The sequence below is a fragment of the uncultured Cyclobacterium sp. genome (assembly GCF_963977555.1).
GTDB lineage: Bacteria > Bacteroidota > Bacteroidia > Cytophagales > Cyclobacteriaceae > Cyclobacterium.
This window is the reverse complement of record NZ_CAXBPD010000004.1, coordinates 208,653-228,160: the sequence shown is the minus strand read 5'-3', so window position 1 is coordinate 228,160 and position 19,508 is coordinate 208,653. Positions and strand designations below refer to the sequence as shown.

At 38.1% G+C, this 19,508-nt stretch carries 18 protein-coding genes; 8 read left to right on the top strand and 10 right to left on the bottom strand.

Annotated elements, in window-relative coordinates:
- Positions 1–88: 88 nt before the first annotated feature.
- Positions 89–1,012, bottom strand: coding sequence for an AEC family transporter (locus AAC073_RS06660; RefSeq protein WP_339923067.1), 924 nt, complete (start codon positions 1,010–1,012; stop codon positions 89–91).
- Positions 1,013–1,081: 69 nt separating this feature from the next.
- Positions 1,082–1,453 (bottom strand): UDP-glucuronosyltransferase, encoded by a 372-nt coding sequence (locus tag AAC073_RS06655; protein WP_339923066.1) that lies wholly within the window; start codon positions 1,451–1,453, stop codon positions 1,082–1,084.
- Positions 1,454–1,792: 339 nt separating this feature from the next.
- Between AAC073_RS06655 and glyA the strand changes: the two genes are divergently transcribed.
- From glyA to rpiB, 3 genes are read left to right on the top strand one after another with little or no spacing between them, the layout of a single operon-like run.
- Positions 1,793–3,061, top strand: a complete 1,269-nt coding sequence (gene glyA, locus AAC073_RS06650; RefSeq protein WP_339923184.1) for a serine hydroxymethyltransferase — start codon at positions 1,793–1,795, stop codon at positions 3,059–3,061.
- A gap of 11 nt (positions 3,062–3,072) precedes the next feature.
- On the top strand, positions 3,073–3,918 hold the full coding sequence (tatC, locus tag AAC073_RS06645; RefSeq protein WP_339923065.1) for a twin-arginine translocase subunit TatC: 846 nt from the start codon (positions 3,073–3,075) through the stop codon (positions 3,916–3,918).
- 10 nt (positions 3,919–3,928) lie between these two features.
- Positions 3,929–4,366: a ribose 5-phosphate isomerase B gene (rpiB, locus tag AAC073_RS06640; RefSeq protein WP_339923064.1), complete on the top strand. Its 438-nt coding sequence runs from the start codon at positions 3,929–3,931 to the stop codon at positions 4,364–4,366.
- Between the two features lie 26 nt (positions 4,367–4,392).
- Here the strand turns inward: rpiB and AAC073_RS06635 are convergent, their stop codons facing one another.
- Positions 4,393–5,763, bottom strand: coding sequence for a hypothetical protein (locus AAC073_RS06635; RefSeq protein ID WP_339923063.1), 1,371 nt, complete (start codon positions 5,761–5,763; stop codon positions 4,393–4,395).
- 122 nt (positions 5,764–5,885) lie between these two features.
- Here AAC073_RS06635 and rbfA point away from each other — a divergent pair, with 122 nt between their 5' ends.
- From rbfA to purU, 4 genes are all read left to right on the top strand, one after another.
- Positions 5,886–6,275, top strand: coding sequence for a 30S ribosome-binding factor RbfA (gene rbfA, locus AAC073_RS06630; RefSeq protein WP_339923062.1), 390 nt, complete (start codon positions 5,886–5,888; stop codon positions 6,273–6,275).
- 174 nt (positions 6,276–6,449) lie between these two features.
- Positions 6,450–7,673 (top strand): FtsX-like permease family protein, encoded by a 1,224-nt coding sequence (locus AAC073_RS06625; protein ID WP_339923061.1) that lies wholly within the window; start codon positions 6,450–6,452, stop codon positions 7,671–7,673.
- A 100-nt stretch (positions 7,674–7,773) separates the two neighbouring features.
- The gene (locus tag AAC073_RS06620; RefSeq protein ID WP_339923060.1) at positions 7,774–10,710 is read left to right on the top strand and encodes a DEAD/DEAH box helicase; all 2,937 of its coding nucleotides are present in this window, start codon (positions 7,774–7,776) and stop codon (positions 10,708–10,710) included.
- A 52-nt stretch (positions 10,711–10,762) separates the two neighbouring features.
- The gene (gene purU / locus AAC073_RS06615; RefSeq protein WP_339923059.1) at positions 10,763–11,617 is read left to right on the top strand and encodes a formyltetrahydrofolate deformylase; all 855 of its coding nucleotides are present in this window, start codon (positions 10,763–10,765) and stop codon (positions 11,615–11,617) included.
- 136 nt (positions 11,618–11,753) lie between these two features.
- Here the strand turns inward: purU and AAC073_RS06610 are convergent, their stop codons facing one another.
- The 4 genes from AAC073_RS06610 to AAC073_RS06595 form a co-directional block, all read right to left on the bottom strand.
- A complete protein-coding gene (locus tag AAC073_RS06610) occupies positions 11,754–12,158 on the bottom strand; it encodes an META domain-containing protein (protein WP_339923058.1) in 405 nt (134 codons plus the stop codon).
- 347 nt (positions 12,159–12,505) lie between these two features.
- Entirely contained in the window at positions 12,506–13,660 is a 1,155-nt protein-coding gene (gene alr / locus AAC073_RS06605; RefSeq protein ID WP_339923183.1) for an alanine racemase, read from the bottom strand.
- Positions 13,661–13,664: 4 nt separating this feature from the next.
- Complete coding sequence (locus AAC073_RS06600; RefSeq protein WP_339923057.1) at positions 13,665–14,795, bottom strand: amidohydrolase; 1,131 nt, start codon at positions 14,793–14,795, stop codon at positions 13,665–13,667.
- Between the two features lie 10 nt (positions 14,796–14,805).
- The gene (locus tag AAC073_RS06595) at positions 14,806–15,486 is read right to left on the bottom strand and encodes a peptidoglycan DD-metalloendopeptidase family protein (protein WP_339923056.1); all 681 of its coding nucleotides are present in this window, start codon (positions 15,484–15,486) and stop codon (positions 14,806–14,808) included.
- A 150-nt stretch (positions 15,487–15,636) separates the two neighbouring features.
- Here AAC073_RS06595 and AAC073_RS06590 point away from each other — a divergent pair, with 150 nt between their 5' ends.
- Entirely contained in the window at positions 15,637–16,590 is a 954-nt protein-coding gene (locus AAC073_RS06590) for a pyridoxal-phosphate dependent enzyme (RefSeq protein WP_339923055.1), read from the top strand.
- 75 nt (positions 16,591–16,665) lie between these two features.
- Here the strand turns inward: AAC073_RS06590 and AAC073_RS06585 are convergent, their stop codons facing one another.
- The 3 genes from AAC073_RS06585 to AAC073_RS06575 are packed head-to-tail and all read right to left on the bottom strand — an operon-like array spanning position 16,666 to position 19,507.
- The gene (locus AAC073_RS06585) at positions 16,666–17,817 is read right to left on the bottom strand and encodes a cysteine desulfurase family protein (protein WP_339923054.1); all 1,152 of its coding nucleotides are present in this window, start codon (positions 17,815–17,817) and stop codon (positions 16,666–16,668) included.
- A gap of 24 nt (positions 17,818–17,841) precedes the next feature.
- The gene (glmM, locus tag AAC073_RS06580) at positions 17,842–19,227 is read right to left on the bottom strand and encodes a phosphoglucosamine mutase (RefSeq protein WP_339923053.1); all 1,386 of its coding nucleotides are present in this window, start codon (positions 19,225–19,227) and stop codon (positions 17,842–17,844) included.
- A 49-nt stretch (positions 19,228–19,276) separates the two neighbouring features.
- Positions 19,277–19,507 carry a hypothetical protein gene (locus AAC073_RS06575; protein WP_040415269.1) on the bottom strand — a complete coding sequence of 77 codons (231 nt, stop codon included), beginning with the start codon at positions 19,505–19,507 and terminating at the stop codon, positions 19,277–19,279.
- Position 19,508: the final 1 nt, after the last annotated feature.

Below are 19,508 nucleotides of genomic sequence, written 5' to 3'. Positions count from 1 at the left end.
TTTGGATAGTACTTCCGCTTAAATCGGAAAATTAAAGCCCTTTTTTCATGGCAAAACCATAGGAGAAGGGCTTTAATTTTTTTTTTTTCTATCTGAAGTACTCTAGAATATAATACCACATCGTAAGGGTAATGACAGAAAGAGGAATACCTACTCCGACTAGCAGTGAAGCAAGCTTAGGTCTTATGTTATAATTGGTAGCAATAATGGAGGAAGTAATCATGGGGGCCATAGCTGCTTCCATGACACTTACCTTGAAAATCAGATTTTGATCGGGATTATCAACTGGAATCCAATGGTAAATGGTGTAGATCAAAAGTGGGATAAGTAATAATTTATGAGTCAATCCATACCATAAAAAATTGTCCTTTATGTCTTCAAGTCTAATTTTGATCTGTAAGCCTACCGCTATTAAAGCAATGGGTGTTAATGTTCCTGCGAAACTCTGAAGGACTTTCTCCGCTACGCCACTAATTTCTACCTTGAAAATATTAAGCATCAGGGCAATAATAAAAAAGATAAAAGGGGGAAAGAATAACATCTGTTTTGAGATATCTCTTTTTCTCATTTTTTCAGACCCATACAGTGAGGCCACGATTATTGCAAGACTGCTGACTACTAAAAAGGAGCCAGTTTGGTCTATCAAAACAGCGATTTTTAAACCTTCAGCGCCATAAATCGCCTCGATTACGGGGTAGCCTATAAATCCGGTATTGGAAAGACCTCCGCAAATGATCAAGCAACCTATGGTTTTTTTGTTCCAGCCAAATCTTTTCCCCAGGTAACCAAAAACCAACCAAGTGATGGTGAAGATGATCCAGCCCACCGAAATGGGCAAAAGCAATGCGGGCCCCAAGTCTAGTCTTGAAATATGAAGAAGGGAAACTGCCGGTAATACAACATAGATCAAGTAAGCATTTAATACCTTTGGAGCTTCAACAGGGAAGTTTTTAACTTTTTGTAAAATGATACCTATCAGTATGGAGGCAATGACAATGAGTATATTGGCCATGGAAATAAATTGTTGGGACTAAGGTGATAGCGGTTAGAAACATTTCGGAAATTGATAGCCTCTATTTAATCAAATGAATCCAAAGTGATTTCTCTTTTGATCAAAATAATCTTTAAGCTGCGGATAAAGCGTGCTTTCTGCTACAGGAATGCCCAATAAGGTTTGGTTAATTGCTCCCATTTCACCTTTCTTTGCTACCTCCATTGATTCTATTAATAGTATCAATTCCTGCAGTTTTAATGGCTTACTACTTTCATCGGGCTTTATGGAATACTCATTTCCATAGAAATCTACAATTTCATAATAGTTTAATCCGTCAATTGTGGTGGCAAAAATGCATATCTCCTCACCCCATTGACTTTCAGGGTAAGTAAGTTTTGCTATAAGCGCATTGGCACCTGTTCCATTGAAATACGTCTTTGGTTGATAGTCAAAATTCATATTCAGGCAAATATATGTGATTTAAACGCGAATTTGAAATTAAAACCAAATCCCTTAAAATAGCATAAATTATAAATTGAGGACGTTTGTCGAAAATGTTTTTATCTAATTGTAATTAGAAAAATCAATCTTATCTCAGCCCTTTAAAGAAGTTGTTGCAATTCACTTTTGGAAAAGCACCACATTTATTGAATTTAGCAACAATCAAATTGAAAAGACAATTGGATTATACATTGTTTAAGAGTAATTTTGGCTTTCGAAATAGAAATAGGTCTGATTTTCATTTCTTTTACGTATGTTACCAAGAATGAAAAATCAGAGCAAAGAACAGATCATTACATGAAAAGAGATCAATTAATATTTGACCTGATAGGGAAGGAAGAGGATAGACAGAAAAGAGGGATAGAGCTAATCGCCTCTGAAAATTTCACTAGTAAGCAGGTTATGGAAGCAGCTGGAAGTGTGCTGACTAACAAATATGCCGAAGGTCTACCTAAAAAACGGTATTATGGTGGTTGTGAAGTAGTAGATGAAATAGAGCAAATTGCTATAGATCGCGCTAAAGCACTCTTTGGAGCATCTTGGGCAAATGTTCAGCCTCACTCTGGAGCACAAGCCAACGCAGCTGTATTTTTAGCTTGTCTAAATGCAGGTGATTCCATTTTAGGTTTTGATCTTTCTCACGGTGGACACCTTACACATGGCTCTCCCGTGAATTTCTCAGGTAAACTTTACGAGCCACATTTTTATGGGGTGGAACAAGAAACTGGTGTAATTGACTACGACAAAGTAGAAGAGCAAGCCAAACAAGTTAAGCCTAAATTGTTGATCTGTGGCGCCTCTGCATACAGTAGGGATTGGAATTATGAAAGGTTACGAGCCATTGCAGATGAAGTAGGTGCAATATTGCTTGCAGATATCTCTCATCCGTCAGGGCTTATCGCAAGAGGTTTATTGAATGATCCTTTGGAGTTCTGTCATGTGGTTACTACTACTACCCATAAGACGCTTAGAGGTCCTCGTGGTGGTTTGATCCTTATGAGAGATGACTTTGACAATCCATTTGGCTTGAAAAATCCAAAAGGTGAATTGAGAAAAATGTCCGCTTTATTGGATTCTGGCGTTTTTCCTGGTACACAAGGCGGGCCACTGGAGCACATCATTGCAGCTAAAGCCATTGCTTTTGAAGAAGCACTTTCCGACGAATACATGGAATATGTGGTTCAGGTTAAGAAAAATGCGGCTGTGATGGCAGAAGCTTTTGTGGCAAAAGGCTACCAAATTATCTCTGGTGGTACGGACAATCACATGATGCTGATTGACCTTAGAAACAAAGAACTAACTGGCAAAATTGCCGAAAATACGCTTGGAAAGGTGGACATAACCATTAATAAAAACATGGTTCCATTCGATACTAAGTCTCCGTTTGTAACTTCTGGAATGCGTATCGGTACTGCAGCCATCACTACTCGTGGGCTAGTAGAAGCGGATATGTTGAAAATAGTAGAATTGATAGATCAGTCGCTTTCGAGCCATGAGGACGATGCAAAGCTGGCAGAAATCAAGTCTTCTGTGAACGACTGGATGGTACAATTTCCTTTATATTAAAATAAAAATAAGTGGCACTGGATCAATATAACGAAGAAGAGGAAGAAGAGAATGGCATGTCCTTTCTGGACCATTTAGAACAGTTGAGATGGCATTTACTGCGATCGGTATCAGCTATTCTTGTTTTTATGGTGCTTGCATTTCTTTCCAAAGGATTTGTGTTTGGTCAGGTAATCCTAGGTCCATCCAAAGTAGATTTTGTTACTTATAGGCTTCTTTGTAAGCTATCAGACATGCTGTCGCTTCCAGCGCTCTGCATAGATCAGCTTCCTTTTATCATACAAAGTAGGCAGATGACAGGACAGTTTTCTATGCACGTCACTTCCAGTTTGGTAGTAGGACTGATCGCAGCTTTCCCCTATGTTTTTTGGGAAGTGTGGAAATTTATCAGCCCTGGCTTGTATTCTAAGGAACGAAATGCTGCAAGAGGAGCCGTTTTCTTCGTAAGTTTATTGTTTTTCTTAGGAGCCAGTTTTGGTTATTTTATTTTAGCACCGCTATCCATAAACTTTCTATCAAACTACCAACTGGATCCGTCCATAGCGAATGAGTTTGATATTACCTCCTATGTTTCAACATTGGTAATGTTGGTATTGGCATCGGCTGTAATGTTCCAGCTTCCAGTAGTTATTTATTTCCTAACTCAGGCAGGACTTGTATCTTCTACAATGCTTAAGGCATATAGGAGACACTCTATTGTTGTGATTTTAGTGCTTTCAGCAGTAATTACACCACCAGATGTGATCAGTCAGATCTTGATTGCAATGCCTATACTTGTGCTTTATGAAACAGGTATTTTGATAGCAAAACGTTTGGAAAGAAAACGTCGAGCAGAAGAATTGGAAGACGAATTATAAATAATCAGGTATGTCAAATATAATCGCAATAGGAGGAGACCATGCAGGATTCACCTATAAGCAAGCGTTAATAGAAATCCTGCAGAAGAAAGGTTTCGAAGTAAAGGATTTCGGCCCTTATTCAGAGGGATCTGTTGATTATCCCGATTTTATTCATCCATTATGTGATGCGATAACTTCTGGAGAAATGAATCGAGGTATAATTATTTGTGGTAGTGGCAATGGTGTTGCCATTACAGCGAATAAGCACCAGGGAATAAGAGCAGCTATTTGCTGGAATGAAGAGTTGGCATCACTTTCCAGGCAACACAATGACGCTAACCTAATATCCATTCCAGCCAGATTTGTTACTTTCGAGCTAGCAGAAAAAATGGTTGATGTTTTCCTTAAAACAGAATTTGAAGGCGGAAGACATGCCCGAAGGGTAGATAAAATCGCCTGTAAATAAATTAAGAATAATTTAAATCATCAGGTTTATTCCTGTATCTCCCTATATATTAGTCCATTTTCGGATCTAGTATATAGGGTTTTTAATTTTGGAAGTTCCTGAACCCAAGAGTCAAAAACTGCGGCTTCATCTATGATTATATCAGGGTTTTCTTTTTTCAAGTCCTGATAGAATCTTGTTTTCCATTTCATTTCCCCCATTTTAGCAAAGTAGATTTCTGTAAGCCTAAAGTTCAAGTAGGGACTTGCCATTACAGCGTTTTGATAAGCGCTATGATTGTCCCCTAAAACCATTACTGATTTACCTTGAGGGATATCATTTGCTGAGGTAGTTTCTTGCTTATACATGTCAAAAGAGGCGTCATTTAACAGATAAAACGTCCAACTATAACCGATCAATGGGACAATCAGGAAATAACTATATCCGATAACATTTTGTGCCAATTTATTTTTCGTGATCGTGAAAAAGTAGGTGATAAAATAGGTCAATATGGGTATAGTACTTATGAACTGGAACGGGCTTACTCTGTCCATTAAAAAAAACATGCCTATATTAAAGAGTAAGAAAAGGAAAAATAGCTGGTTTTGCTTTTGCTGGTTTACTGTCATTCTCCTTAGTACGTTGTTTCTGAAATAACCTACAATGGCAATTGCTATTGGCAAGGTGAAGAGATAGCTGAGGTCTTTAAAATTGACGTGGTAAATTTTCTCTAATTTTAAGGCCAAAGTGAAATACATTTCTATGAAATTGGACAGCCCATCTTTCCAAAAATAAAACAATGCACAAATTACTACAGGCAAAAGAAAGGCCGTAAGTATGAGCGAAAGTTGCTGAAAAGAAAATCCATTGATGAGTAGTCCAGAAAAAATCAACAGGGGTAAAAACAAAAGGTAGGGGAAATGAAAACAAAATGCAATGCCTGCAAAAAGTCCCATAAGTAGAATGGATGGGACCGTATTGGTGTTGACAGAAGTTTGGCTTAAAAGTCTAGAGAGTGCCAACAAAACAAAGGTGCTGCCCATCAAGGCAGGAGAAAGTGTCATGAAGTCGAAAGACAGTTGGAACAAAATCATCATTACAAAAGCAGGGAGGTAGTTTGATTCCTCATACGCATTGTTTTGAATGAGCATGTGATTGGTATAAAACACCTGAAAAAATAGGATCAAGAAAGCGATGATTCTGAAAGAAACCATCGAATTGGAAAACAGTATGCCATTCATCCAATAGACCATTGCAGAAAATGGACCTGTATTGTCGATAATATCCACGTACAGTAGGTTTCCTTCAGCCATTTGTTGTCCTAAAAGCCTCCAGATTAGTTCTGGCTGCAATAGGGGGACGTCCATTAGATAATAGGGAATCTGTAGCAGAATGAACAGGAAAAAAATTCCAATCATTCTTAGAGGGTCATTAATTTTGAAAAATTCCAGCAAAGCCTATATTTATTTTATAACTCAATTTACGAAATTAAAGGTTACCCGTATATTTCACTAAATTTGTGAAGATTAAATATTTTAAAATGGAGAGTAAACGACAACAAAAATATTCCAAACTGATCCAAAAGGAGTTGGGTGAAATATTTCAGAAGGAAGGACGAGCGATAGTTGGTCAGGCCATGGTTACAGTTACCAGGGTTTTGATGAGCCCAGATCTGGCCCTTGCAAAAATCAATTTGAGCTTCTTATTAGGCGAAAATACGGTTTTGTTTGATAAAGTTGACAGTAATAAAGGGCAGATTCGAAAGTTTCTTGGAAGAAGAATAGGGAAATCTGTGAGAATCATTCCGGAGTTGGCTTTCTTCCTAGATGAATCAGCTGCTTATGCCCAGCATATGGATGGCGTTATTTCCAAACTCAATATCCCTGAGGCTCCTGAACAAGAGGATGATGAGGAGGAAGACGAAGATTAAAATCGAAATATGCGATAGTTTATTAATTAGATGACCAGATCCTTTTCTGAGTTAATTGAGGGCATTACTATTGCAAAATCCGAGTTAAACCTTTTTAAGGTTTTATTTAATACTATTTTTATAAGACTAAATAAAAGCTATTGTAAATTTCAGGTTAAGGCTAATTAGAAAAAATTGAATCTCTCCTATTTTATAGCATCCAGGTATTTTAGAAGTAAAGCCAAGAAGAATTTCATAACCGTTCTTTCCAGAATATCAATGATAGGTGTTGCGGTAGGAACAATGGCATTGGTTGTGGTGTTGTCGGTTTTTAATGGATTGGAGGACTTGATTAAAGGACTCTATGCATCCTTTGATGCTGACCTTAAAGTAATGCCCTATGAAGGGAAGTCTTTTGAAGTTGATGATGCATTTTTAGCAGAAATAGCTCAATTAGAAGGGATAGATATCCTGACGGAAGTTATTGAAGACAACGCCTTGGTAAAATACGGAGATCATCAGGTAGTCGCAACACTTAAAGGAGTATCTGGTAATTTCATTGATCAAGATAGGTTTAAAGATGGCTATCTCAGTGGAGAAATGAGTTTGGGGGAGAAAAATAAACCGCAGGCATTGATCGGCCGTGGTTTGTCCTATTTTTTACTACTCAACTTGGAAAATGAATTTGATTTAATCCAAGTTTTTTACCCAAAGGATCCAAAATCTGGAAGCATAGATCCGTCAAGTATGTACAACCGAGAAGTTATTCAACCCGCAGGGATTTTCAGCGTAGAAAAGCAAATTGATGATGAATTCCTTATAGTACCCTTGGATTTTGCCTCCAAATTATTGGAATATGGAAACAGAAGAACAGGCCTTGAAATTATGGTAGCGGAAGGGTATAATGTGCAAACGGTGAAAGCCGAATTAAGAAGCTTGCTTGGTGAGACTTTTATCGTTCAGGATAGCGATGAACAACATGCAAGTCTATTAATGACAATAAGATTAGAGAAATTATTCGTGTTTTTAACGCTTACCTTTATTTTAGCGGTGGCTTCCTTCAATATATTTTTCTCATTAAGTATGCTGGCTATAGAAAAGAAAAAAGACATTGCTGTATTAATCGCGATGGGAGGGACGAAAAAATTTATCCGCTCCATCTACCTAAAAGAAGGTGCCATTATTGCTTTTTCTGGTGCTGTGGTTGGTTTGGTTTTGGGTTTTTTAATTTGTTGGACGCAAGACACCTATGGACTTGTTTCACTAGGTGTAAGCTCATCTGTAATAGATGCCTACCCTGTCAAAATGCAATGGAGAGATTTTTTATACACTAGTTTAAGTGTGGTAATTATCACAATGATAGCCTCTTATCGCCCTGCGTTGATAGCCTCTCGAGTGAATACTACCGATCATTTGTAGGGTTTTAAATGTAGGATTTATTTAATTGTTTTAAATATTTCTGTAATTTGCAAACTGCCAATTTCTCAAAAAAGCACATTTTAGTTTAAATCCTGTTTTAATGAAAGTAGCTTCAGATAAGCCATTTGAAATCGTTTATTCCTTGTTTAATCATGAATTTTTAGGAATTCTGTTTGAGTCCTTTGCCGTCCAGCTTGACGAAAAAGGAAGGTTGTCATTTGCTTATCAGAATATTTCCTATCAAAATGCCCGAGAGTTTGAGGAGCGATTGGATGATACAGATTTGGAGTTGATCAAATTGATGGACAGCATGCAGCAGGAAGCCATTGTCAAGAAGTACAATGTCAAAAACAATAAACCCAAGGAATTCTTAAGAAAGGTTTTTGATAAAGAGCATTCTATTCAATCCCATAAAGAAGTACAAAAGCTAATAGAGGCCAAATTAGAAATTACACGTGCCAAAATATTAGAGAAAATTCAGCAGAAACGACTCTTTGAAATGGGGAACGACGGCAATCCTGTATGGAAGGAAATTGCTGTAATGCCCGAAAAAGCCTCTGTTTTATTTCATTTTAGAAGGAATGAAGAAAACACGCATTATTTCCCCACGATCAAATATCAAGGAGAGAAAATAGAATGGCAGTACAAGGGTAGTTATTTGATTTGTCACCAGCCTGCTTGGTTGGTGGTGGATGCTATGTTGGTTAGTTTTGAAAAGGCCGTAGACGGAAAGAAATTACTGCCTTTCTTAAGTAAAAAATTCATCGTTATTCCACGCAAAGTCGAGGACAGCTATTACCGTAAATTTGTTACGCAGTTGGTTGCTTCATTTGACGTTTATGCCAAAGGCTTTGAGATAAAAGTAGCACGGGACAATCCAGAGCCTGTACTTTACCTTGGTGAATTGCAAGGAAATCCTTCAGTGGATATGTTCGGCAAAAAGATTTCTGCCGATGAAGAAGAGAAAATGGTTTTCGACCTTAGGTTTAAGTATGGTGATTATTCCTTTAAAGCAGACCAGGTCAAGCCAACCAATGTGGAACTGGAGAAGAATGGGGACGAATATGTCTTCTATAAGGTGGTGAGAGACTTAAAGAAGGAAAGCTTTTATGGGAATTATTTAAAGGAGAATGGTCTTGCGGTGCGCGCTGGAAGGCAGTCCATGCCTAAAAGAGAAGCCTATGAATGGATCATCAATCATCGACCTGAGTTAGATGATCTAGGGATTAAAATCCAGCAAACCACCAATGACAAAGGGAAGAATTACTTTATTGGTACAGCCAAGATTACGGTCAGGATCAATGAGAAAATTGATTGGTTTGACGTAGAGGCTGTTGTTACATTTGGGGACTTTGAGATTTCTTTTCAAAAGTTTAGAAAATTATTACTTAAAGGAAAGTCTGAAATAGAATTGCCTAATAAGGAAATAGGGATTATTCCTAAATCATGGTTTGTGAATTATGGTGAGATTTTTTCTTTTATCGAGGAAGAACAAAATGAGGACGGTAATTTTAAATTAAAGAAACACCATATAGCACTTGCTCAAGAATTGGAAAAAGGGAACCTGCTTAAATTGGGGCTAAGCGAAAGGTTAAACAAGCTTAAAGACTTCTCTACCATTGATGATTATCCACTGTCCAATTTTTTTAAAGGAACCTTAAGACCTTATCAAAAGGCTGGGTACAATTGGATGCGCTTTCTAAATGAATACAATTTTGGAGGTTGCTTGGCAGATGACATGGGACTTGGTAAAACGGTTCAAACCCTTGCGTTGCTAGCCATGGAAAAGGAACGTTCAGAAGGGACCACCTCTTTGTTGGTAATGCCCACCTCCCTGATTTATAACTGGGAACTAGAAGCCAAGAAATTTACTCCGAAATTAAAAATTCTAATTTATACAGGAACACAAAGGATCAAGGATTGTAGCCAATTTGGGCGGTATGATTTGGTATTAACATCTTATGGTATTACCAGACTAGACATAGATATACTTAAGGATTTTTATTTCAATTATATCATCCTTGATGAAAGTCAGGCCATAAAGAATCCTGATAGTATAATTTCCAAAGCAGTGGTTCAATTGAAAAGTAACCACAAATTAATACTTACAGGTACACCCGTGGAGAATGGTACACTGGACCTATGGTCACAGATAAATTTCATCAACAGGGGCCTTTTGGGTGGGCAGGCTGCATTTAAAAAGCAATTTCTATTGCCCATTGAAAAAAAGAACGATAAAGATAAAATCTTGAAATTGAATGCGATGATTAAACCTTTTATTCTTAGAAGGTTAAAATCTCAGGTCGCAACTGATCTTCCTGAGAAGGTGATCAATGTGAAATATTCTACAATGACACCTGACCAGGAACAGGCATATGAGGAAGTGAAAAATTATTTCAGAGAGAAAATAATTGATGAAGCAAGTTTGCCAGGCAAATCTCAAAAATCCCTAACACTGTTGCGCGGACTTACACAATTAAGGCAAATGGCCAATCATCCCAAAATGGCTGATGAAAATTATAAAGGCGACTCTGGGAAATTGGAAGATGTCTCACACATGGTGAAATCTACTGTAAGTGAAGGGCACAAAGTATTGATTTTTAGTCAATTTGTTCGCCACCTGAGTATTGTAAAATCATTTCTAGAAGAAGAGAAAATACCCTTTGCCTACCTTGATGGAGCCACAGTAGATCGGCAAAAACAAGTGGCTTCTTTTCAGGAGAATCCTGATATAAAAGTTTTTCTGATCTCCTTAAAAGCCGGGGGAGTAGGTCTTAATTTGACCAAGGCGGAATACGTTTTCCTACTAGATCCTTGGTGGAATCCTGCAGTAGAAGCCCAAGCAATTGATAGAGCGCATCGTATTGGACAAAAAAATAAGGTTATTATTTACAAGTTCATTACCAGGGATTCAGTAGAAGAAAAAATAATGGCCCTCCAAGAGCGGAAAATGGCGCTTGCAGGAGAGCTGATAAGTAACGAGGAAAGCTTCATTAAAAGCCTAAACCAAGAAGATATAGCAGCACTGTTAGACTAATGACTCACGGTATAATTAAATGAAACATTAAAAATTTTACCTTAAATAAATAATGCATACAGCAATTTTAATCGTACAATGTAATGACAATAAAGGGATTGTAGCAGCCGTTTCCCAGTTTCTATATGAAAACAATGGCAATATTTTAGCAGTAGATCAGCATGTTGACGATGATTTAGGTGATTTTTTTATGAGAGCTGAGTGGGAATTGGATACCTTTGATATAGCTAAAGACCATATTTTGGAGGAGTTTAAGGCAAAGGTAGGCCAACAATTTGAAATGGAATGTTCGCTTTCATTCAACTTCCCTAAGCCAAGAATGGCACTTTTTGTTTCAAAACTCTCTCACTGTCTTTTTGATATTTTAAGTCGATATTATTCCGGTCAGTTTGATGTTGAAATTCCACTGGTCATTTCTAATCATCCAGATTTGGAGCCTGTGGTAAAGGCATTTGGTATACCTTTTTATCATCTCCCGGTTACCAAGGAGAATAAGGCTGACCAGGAGAAAAAGCAGCTTGAATTGATGGTAGCAAATAAGATTGACTTTGTGGTGCTAGCAAGATACATGCAGATTTTGTCTGGGAATTTTGTAAATCATTTTCCTAACAATGTCATTAATATTCACCATTCCTTTTTACCAGCTTTCGTAGGAGCTAAGCCCTATCATGCGGCTTATAAGCGTGGGGTAAAGATCATTGGAGCCACAGCTCACTATGTAACGGAAGAGCTGGACGCAGGACCTATAATTGAACAGGATGTTGCCCGCGTTCGTCACCACAATACAGTAGAAGACCTGGTGCAAATAGGTCAAGACGTAGAGAAAGTAGTACTGTCCAAAGCCATAAAATATCATTTAGCACGGAAAGTACAGGTGGTCGGAAACCGAACGATTATCTTCAATTAGACCCATTTAAGTAAATTGCATTCGAAGCTAAATAAGAAAGCCCCATCTATTCAATCAAGTGAATAGTTAGGGCTTTCTTGTCTCCACACTCACACTAAAAGGGATTTGCTTCCTTTTAGGTGTCTGGAATTCGGAGTTATATTTGTTCCAATTCTATGAGGATATTGCCACTCTCATCTTGTAGAATTAGATTTCCGGCATTGTAAGTGTATTTTTTGCTAGATTCAAGATTCGATAAAAACCGTTGCTCAATTTCATCGTTCTCACAAGAGCTGTTGTCTGAATAGAGTGTAGAAAATTTTATCTGTTCTTGATTATAAGTGGCCCCACCTCGGTAGTTATTACAACCTGCAAAACCACCGATTTTTTTATCTTCCTTGAAGAGTAAAGAAAGCTTTGATAATTCCTTTTTGGTAGCCGCAGAGCCTGTGAGGTCGGTCACCTTCCAATCATGGTCTGAAAGTTCGATAGGTTCTGAATTACAAGAAAAGCAGAAAACTATTATTAGAAGAATTAGGCTTGTTTTAAAGTCGAAATTCATTTTATTTCATTGTTTAGTTTCACATATCGGATTGATATATCCTTCATTTATGTAAGACACCACAAACACTGTTCTAAAAATAGTTTGGCTAGATTTTTTTTCTTGATAACTTGAAATCAAGGAGTTATCCTACAATAAAATTTATTTGAAACCTTGTCAAATTTTGCCCCTATCTCGACGGGCTAGCTTGCTATAAAGTAAATTTTAATTGACTCGAGCATATGAAAAATTCCTTTTCATATTGTCAATGAAATTTACCTATTGTCCATATACTAAGTCGATTCTACCAGACAAAAATCTGCGAATAATAATGGGTGGATTGAAATCACAGATTTTATTAGGGGACTTTATGTTACGATTTTTCTTGGAATGTCTTTTGGAAGCCTGGTCAACAACTCATAATTTACCTGTTGGGTTGATTCTCCAAATGAAGCAACAGTGATTTCATTTCTTTTTTGGCGGCCGATGATGACCACTTCATCCCCTTTTTTTACGTTCTTTAAGTCTGTGACGTCTACCGAGATTGAGTTCATTGTGACATTTCCCACTACAGACAGTGTTTTCCCATGGATTAGCACTTTACCTAAGTTACTGAGGCTTCTACCAAATCCATGACAATAACCAACAGGAACTTGGGCTATGGTCATGTCTCTAGCGGCCATATAGCTATTGCCATAGCCTATGAAATCTCCGATTTTAATTTTTTTAAGACTCATTATGCTACTTTTCCAGCTGATAAGTCTTTTTAATGGATTCTTTTTATTGGGAGCGAGTTGCTTGAACTTAAACATGTAGGTTTCCTGACTTGGCCAAAAGCCATATTGGGCAATCCCAATCCTTACCATGTCCATAATGGTTTCAGGGTAACTAAATGAGGCTGCTGAACAAGCAGTGTGGTAACGATCAAAATGAATACCATTGGCATTGAACCAATTTTTAAATTCATTGTATCGTTTAATTTGATTCTGTACCCGAACATAATTGGCGACACTTTCAGCACCAGCATAGTGGGTGCACAGTCCGCAAAGCTGAAAATGATTACTATTCTCTTTTAGGTATTCTAGTAGTTTTTCTTTTTCGTCCCATTCATAACCTGTTCTATGAAAACCGGTCTCTACCTCTATATGAATCAATGCTTTCTTTCCTAATACTTTGCTTTTATGTACGGCAGCTTCTAATCGATCCATTTCGAAAACATAGAAACTGATTTCATTCTCAATTAAATAGGGTAAATTTTCATTTTCCACCATTCCCATGATCATTACCTGGCTATTTTTAGTGGAAGATTTTTGAACCCTGACCGCCTCATCTGTGCTGAAAGCACTAAAATGTCGGATGCCTACACTTTCAGCAATCTTTACTGTGTTTTCTATACCGTGACCATAGGCATTGCCTTTAATGACTGAAGAGATGGTGACATTTGCTCCTATTTGACTCTTTATAAACCTAATATTATTGCTATAGGCACTTTTACTAATTTCAATGTAAGAAGTGTGCTCCATCATTTTAGTGGTTTAGTTTCTCTATAATTGTATTAAACAAATCAACTCCGATGGGTAGTAGTTCATCTGGGAAATCATAACTGTTTTCGTGCAACTGAGGGTGCGCTTTACCAGCACCTAAGCCAAATAGCATGCTTTTGGTAGTGCTTGATAGTGCGCCAAAGTCCTCTGACCATCTGAAAGGAGTGTGGGAATCCTTTTTATTAAGGCCTAGTTTCGTAACCGCCCCATCGACTAGTTCATGGGCTTCAGGATCATTCTCCACCACTTGGAATTCTTCTGTGAAGCTTATACTGCATTCCAAACCATGGAAACGCGATATTTGTTTGGCAAGGGAAATGGCACTTTCTGTCAATGTGTGCATGACTACATTGTCAAATGTCCTAAGCGTGGCCATAACAGTGGCTGCCCCAGGAGTGGTGCCAAAAGCTACTTCTCCAAGTTGTGCATGAATCACTGTAACCAATGAAAACGCTTGAATATCTGTAGGTAGCTTTTGGAGGCTTGAAATCAATTCGCACATGGCATTAGCAGGGCTTATCGCATTCTCTGGGTGAGCAGCATGACTGGTTCTGCCTTTTAGTTTGACGATCATTCCCTTGGATGCTGCAGTGAAAGCTCCTTTTTTCAATACTACTTCTCCTAAATCATAACCAGGTAAGTTGTGCAAAGCAAAAGCATAATCAGGTTTGATATTTTGGAAATTAGGAGCGTTGATAACCTGTGCCGCTCCCATACCAGTCTCTTCTGATGGCTGAAATAACAAGATAACCCTTCCGTATTGAGGTCTTCTTTTAGCTAAAATTAATCCTACTCCACAAAGGATAGCCATATGACCATCATGTCCACAGGAGTGGGCAACCCCATCAATTATACTTTTATAGGAGAAACTGTTGTTCTCTAAAATTGGTAAGGCATCAAGTTCTGCTCGTATCAATGTTGTTGGCCCTTTCTCTTTTCCGTTAAAAACGATGGCCAAACCATATCTCCCTAAATCGTTAACAATTTCATCTGGGAATAGACCTTCAAAAAAGGTTCTGATTTTATTAGATGTATTTAATTCCTTCCCTGAGACCTCAGGTGCTTGGTGAAGCTGTTTTCGTAAAGTACTTATTTCTTTAATAATTGAATTCATCTTAAATTTTTCAATATATAATATTGGCATGTAAACCAAGCCATGAAGCTGGATCCGGACAATTTTCTGAATACCTTTCTTTTTCTGAATAGGAACAAACGCCTGGATAATCACCTGAATTATTTCCCAGATTTCTGATCACTTGAAAGTGAAGATGAGCAGGCCAGTTGCCATTTTCTAGTGAAGATCCCAGGTGTCCTATTTTTTCTCCTCTTTTGATTGTTTGTCCAATTTTTAAGTCATTTAAGTCCTTTACACTCAAATGTCCATATAGGCTGTAGATCATTTCCCCTTCTAGGAAATGTTCAAGAATAACTGTTGGACCATAATTGCCAAAACCTTTATTGTCCTGAAAGCTGTGAATTACCCCTTGCTCCGGACAATAAACAGGGCTGTCAGAAATTGCCCAAATATCAATCCCTAAGTGAATGTTTCGGAATTTTGAATCAGCTGCATCCTCAAAAACCTTGCTTCTTTGGTAAATATTTCGTTTTTCTAAATAGCCTCCGATGCCAAACCTTTTTTTATTTTGCTTTAATAGCCCAGTAATGTAGGCTTCAAAAGCGGAAGTGTCTAGCAGATCCAATTGCTTTAGGGCAAAATTGTTCTCGCTCATGTCCATCAAAATGGTATTGCTATCATTTAGGCTTTCTCCCATTATTGGATGAAATTCCAGACCTTTGATTGACATATTATTTGGATATAATAAATGGGTGATTTGAAATAATTTTCAAGATAGGAAATTTAGTTTGCAGCAAAAGGATAGATTTCATTTTTCTTGACCTTAGTAATACAAGCTTGTTTTATTGTCTATGAATAAGAATATATGCAATTTTGATATATGGAGACTCGCCCAAATATTTCATCTATAAGTATCAGAGATGCAAGAGAAAGAATCGATCATATGGTTCACCGAACACCGGTATTGCATTCTGTTGCCATTAATCAAATGGCAGGATGTAGTTTGTTTTTTAAGTGTGAAAATTTTCAAAAGGTAGGTGCTTTTAAAGCAAGAGGTGCTGCCAATGCTGTCCTTAAATTGCCTGAAAAAAAACGTGAAAAAGGTGTTGCAACGCATTCTTCTGGTAACCATGCGGCAGCTCTGGCACGTGCCGCTCAGGTCACAAAAATTCCAGCCTATATTGTGATGCCATCCAATGCCCCTGAAGTGAAAAAGCAGGCCGTAAAAGGGTATGGTGGAATAGTAATCGAATGTGAACCTAATCTTCAGGCAAGGGAAGAAGGATTGAAGGATGTGGTGAAGGGATTTGGGGCGATATTTATTCCTCCTTATGAACATCTTGATGTTATAGAGGGGCAAGCTACCTGCGCAATGGAAATATCTGATGCTGGCTATTTACTTGATGCCTTGTTGACGCCTGTGGGTGGAGGCGGATTATTGGCAGGTACTGCTTTGGCGACAAGTTTTTATTCTCCTAATACCAAGGTCATAGGTGCAGAACCTGAAGGAGCAGATGACGCCAGAAGGTCCTTTATCGCAGGATATAGAATCCCTATGGAAAAGCCGAAAACGATTGCTGATGGTCTTTTGACTTCTCTCGGAGAAATAAATTTTGACATTATCTCTAAACATGTCCACGACATATTAACTGTGAGTGATGCCGAAATCATTGAGGCAATGAAGCTGATCTATGAGCGAATGAAAATTGTGATAGAACCGAGTTGTGCTGTGCCTTTGGCGGTAGTGCTAAAAAACAGAAGCTTATTTGAAGGGCAGAAAGTGGGGATTATTTTATCTGGAGGAAACGTAGACTTGGCAAAGTTACCTTTTTAAACCAGCACATTCAATTGGGTTTTATACAGGCACTCATCAGGTTATAGCTATTTTTAGCTGCAATAAGACGGATTACTAAGCCTGGTACAAGCCGGCTAGTATTTTTACTACCTGGTCTATTTCAGCTTTAGTATTGAATCTGCTGAGTGAAAACCTGACGTTTTCTCTTGAAGGATCTGCTCCTAACGCATTTAGAACATGCGAGCCAAGACGGGCGCCACTTGAGCAGGCAGAGCCTCCCGAAGCTGAAACCCCTTCCAGGTCAAGATGGAATAATAACATACCTTGATTGTTATCTGAAGGAGGGAAACTTACATTAAGTACGGTATATAAGCTCTTATCAAGGTTACCAGACAGCCCATTGAAAGCAACACCAGGAATGTTTTTTTCCAATTCACTTTTAAGATAAGTTTTTAGTTGAATAATTTCCATTGTATGCGAATCTTGTTCGTCCAACGCCAATTCAAGTGCTTTGGCCATGGCAATTATCCCAGCAATATTTTCCGTACCCCCTCTATTGTTTCTTTCTTGCCCACCACCAAGTAGGAATGGATTTATTTTTTTTGTTTTATTAATATAGATAAATCCAACTCCTTTAGGGCCATGAAACTTATGCGCAGATCCGGAGAGGGAATGAATGGGAAGGGCTTTCAAGTCTATGGGGTAATGTCCCATAGTCTGTACAGTATCAGAATGAAAATAGCTGCCATGCTGTTTACACAAGGCAGCTATTCTTTCAATATCGTTTAAGTTTCCAATTTCATTATTGCCATGCATTAGGCTAACCAAACTATTAGGCTCTTTTTCTAACAGTAAGGCAAGCTGATCCATATTTAGATTTCCTTCAGCATCACATTCAAGTAAACTTAGCCGGATGTTTTTTTCTTTTACCTCATGTTCTACTACATGCAAAACAGCATGATGCTCAATAGGAGAGGTGATGATATGCTTTATGCGATAAGTTTCAATGGCACCACATATAGCTGTGTTGTCGGCTTCAGTTCCTCCTGAGGTAAAAACGATTTCTCCAGGGCTGGTATTTAGAAGACTTGCAATTTTTTTTCTGGCTTTTTCTAAGGTTTCTCTTGCATTTCGGCCATGACTATGAACAGAAGAAGGGTTGCCAAAATTATTTTTAAAATAGGGCAACATTTCTTCAAGCACCCGTTCATCCATTGGAGTGGTCGCGGCGTTGTCAAAATATATAGGTGCTGATTTCATTGTCATACAGAATAAAATAATCAGAAATTATTACTCCGAGATTATTTCTTTGATGTCTAAGATAATTTTATTTGCCAAATGATCGGCCGTAGCAGATGTCCCTGATTCTGAATAAATTCGAATAATTGGTTCGGTATTAGATTTTCTAAGGTGAACCCATTCTTTTTCAAATTCTATTTTTACGCCATCAATAGTATTGACAGGGTAATTTTGATATTTGCGTTGAATTTTTTCCAGGATGCTGTCTACATTGATAGTAGGTGTAAGCTCAATTTTGTTTTTTGAGATAAAATAGCCTGGATAAGTAGCCCTTAATCTACTGGCTGACTTGCCGAATTTCGCTAAGTGAGTAAGGAATAATCCAATGCCTACCAATGCATCTCTTCCATAATGAGACTCAGGATAAATTACTCCTCCATTGCCTTCACCACCTATTATTGCATTTGTCTCTTTCATTTTGGTGACTACATTTACCTCGCCCACTGCAGAGGCGTGGTATTCTCCCCCACGGCGTTCAGTTACGTCTCTAAGCGCTCTTGTTGAACTAAGATTAGAAACGGTGTTTCCTTTCTGATGAGACAATACATAATCAGCTACAGCAACGAGGGTATATTCCTCCCCGAAAAAGCTGCCGTCTTCATTTAAAAATGCAAGTCGGTCAACATCTGGGTCCACAACTATACCGAGGTCGAAATTTCCATTTTCCAACTTCAAGGAAATGTCCCTAAGGTGTTCAGGCAAAGGTTCAGGGTTGTGAGGAAAATCACCGTTTGGTTCGCAATACATTTCTTCAATTACTTCCACTCCTAGTGCGGTGAGTAACTTTGGAACTACTAGACCTCCGGATGAATTCACGCAATCGATGACTACTTTGAATTTTCTAGCAGCGATGGCTTCTTTGTCCACTAGTGCCAAATCGAGCACATGTTGAATGTGGATATCAAGATAATCTTCTCTTTGGGTATATTTCCCAAGTTTGCGTACTTCTGCAAAAGTGAAATCTCCTTTTTCAGCTTTGTCCAGTACTTCTTTACCCTCAATGTCCGAAATAAATTCCCCTTGAGCGTTGAGAAGCTTAAGCGCATTCCATTGAATAGGATTATGGCTGGCTGTAATGATGATTCCACCACCTGCATTTTCTCTTGGTACGGCTAATTCTACCGTGGGGGTAGTGCTTAGTCCCAGGTCTATTACATGTAGTCCTAAACCTTGAAGGGTGCTGGCTACCAATTGGGAAACCATTTCTCCAGAGATTCTGGCATCTCTGCCCAAAACAATTTTCTTATTGGGTGAGTTTTCTAAAACCCACGCCCCATAGGCTGCTGAAAATTTCACTATGTCTAAAGGAGAAAGTCCCTCACCAGGTTTTCCGCCAATAGTTCCTCTAATACCGGAAATCGATTTAATTAATGCCATTTAAAGAATTTAATGGAAGGTTATAAAAATTAGTATTTGGTGGATATGGTTATTTGAATTTTGCCATCACCTTGTCAACTTCATTGTCGGGATTTCCGCAAGAACTTGCGTCATCTACTTTTTTGCCACAATAGCCACAAGTTTCTCCTGTCTTATTTAGATAGGGATTTTGAGAGGCGCATGTTCCTTTGAATTGTCCGTTTTTTAGGAAAATTAACCTCACAGACATCAAAATGAAAAATAATGCCACGAATGCCAATGTTAAATATACGGTTGTCATA

Excerpts from the sequence above, each read along its gene's own strand:
- AAC073_RS06660 (WP_339923067.1), bottom strand. The coding sequence starts at position 1,012 with ATGGCCAATATACTCATTGTCATTGCCTCCATACTGATAGGTATCATT.
- AAC073_RS06655 (WP_339923066.1), bottom strand. The coding sequence starts at position 1,453 with ATGAATTTTGACTATCAACCAAAGACGTATTTCAATGGAACAGGTGCC.
- glyA (WP_339923184.1), top strand. The coding sequence starts at position 1,793 with ATGAAAAGAGATCAATTAATATTTGACCTGATAGGGAAGGAAGAGGAT.
- rpiB (WP_339923064.1), top strand. The coding sequence starts at position 3,929 with ATGTCAAATATAATCGCAATAGGAGGAGACCATGCAGGATTCACCTAT.
- AAC073_RS06635 (WP_339923063.1), bottom strand. The coding sequence starts at position 5,763 with ATGATTGGAATTTTTTTCCTGTTCATTCTGCTACAGATTCCCTATTAT.
- rbfA (WP_339923062.1), top strand. The coding sequence starts at position 5,886 with ATGGAGAGTAAACGACAACAAAAATATTCCAAACTGATCCAAAAGGAG.
- AAC073_RS06620 (WP_339923060.1), top strand. The coding sequence starts at position 7,774 with ATGAAAGTAGCTTCAGATAAGCCATTTGAAATCGTTTATTCCTTGTTT.
- purU (WP_339923059.1), top strand. The coding sequence starts at position 10,763 with ATGCATACAGCAATTTTAATCGTACAATGTAATGACAATAAAGGGATT.
- AAC073_RS06610 (WP_339923058.1), bottom strand. The coding sequence starts at position 12,158 with ATGAATTTCGACTTTAAAACAAGCCTAATTCTTCTAATAATAGTTTTC.
- alr (WP_339923183.1), bottom strand. The coding sequence starts at position 13,660 with ATGGAGCACACTTCTTACATTGAAATTAGTAAAAGTGCCTATAGCAAT.
- AAC073_RS06600 (WP_339923057.1), bottom strand. The coding sequence starts at position 14,795 with ATGAATTCAATTATTAAAGAAATAAGTACTTTACGAAAACAGCTTCAC.
- AAC073_RS06595 (WP_339923056.1), bottom strand. The coding sequence starts at position 15,486 with ATGTCAATCAAAGGTCTGGAATTTCATCCAATAATGGGAGAAAGCCTA.
- AAC073_RS06590 (WP_339923055.1), top strand. The coding sequence starts at position 15,637 with ATGGAGACTCGCCCAAATATTTCATCTATAAGTATCAGAGATGCAAGA.
- AAC073_RS06585 (WP_339923054.1), bottom strand. The coding sequence starts at position 17,817 with ATGACAATGAAATCAGCACCTATATATTTTGACAACGCCGCGACCACT.
- glmM (WP_339923053.1), bottom strand. The coding sequence starts at position 19,227 with ATGGCATTAATTAAATCGATTTCCGGTATTAGAGGAACTATTGGCGGA.
- AAC073_RS06575 (WP_040415269.1), bottom strand. The coding sequence starts at position 19,507 with ATGACAACCGTATATTTAACATTGGCATTCGTGGCATTATTTTTCATT.